This window comes from Polaromonas sp. P1_G4, from assembly GCF_056405475.1.
Genome location: NZ_JBFUCA010001022.1, coordinates 1 through 656, shown reverse-complemented (window position 1 = coordinate 656; position 656 = coordinate 1). Strand labels below are relative to the sequence as shown.

At 58.1% G+C, this 656-nt stretch carries 1 protein-coding gene; it reads left to right on the top strand.

Annotation, left to right across the window (positions count from 1 at the left end):
* Positions 1-218: 218 nt before the first annotated feature.
* On the top strand, positions 219-656 hold a 438-nt coding region (locus tag AC1D1X_RS25140; protein ID WP_477699612.1), incomplete at its 3' end, for a shikimate kinase.

Below are 656 nucleotides of genomic sequence, written 5' to 3'. Positions count from 1 at the left end.
GTCTGAATTGCTGGTGTTCATCACACCCAAAATGCTGACTAACGGATCTGCCCTGCGTTAATTCCGACCACCCGTCTGATCGCCTTGGGCGAGTTCGAGGGCGGTAGGTAAAGAAGGCGTCGTGCTGAAGGACTGCGCGTGGGACTGCCAGTCCTCTGCGTAGTTGCTTGGCATGCTTCTGGGCAACCTTTCCTCCATATCAATTGAATGCACATCCGTTGAGAATCGCCTGCGTGGGCTTGCCTGGGTCGGGGAAATCCACCGTCGGCAGGCATCTTGCCCGAAGAATGGGGTTGCGGTTCATTGACTCGGATCAGGTGATAGAACAACGTATCGGTTGCTCTATCCGTGAGTTTTTTGAGCGCGAAGGTGAAGACGCATTTCGCGACATCGAGCAGCTGGTCATCGATGAGTTGACTCAGGGTGAGGTTTGCGTACTCTCCAGCGGCGGCGGGGCTGTGCTGCGCCCCGCCAACCGGCAACATCTTCGGGAGCGGGCGCAGGTGGTTTACCTGCATTCCATCCCCGAAGAGGTTTTTCGCCGTTTGCGGCATGACCAGAACCGCCCCTTGCTTCAGGTGGCCGATCCGCTGGCGCGGCTCAGGGATCTTTACGCCGCCCGTGACGCCCTCTATCGGGAAACGGCACACTATGTC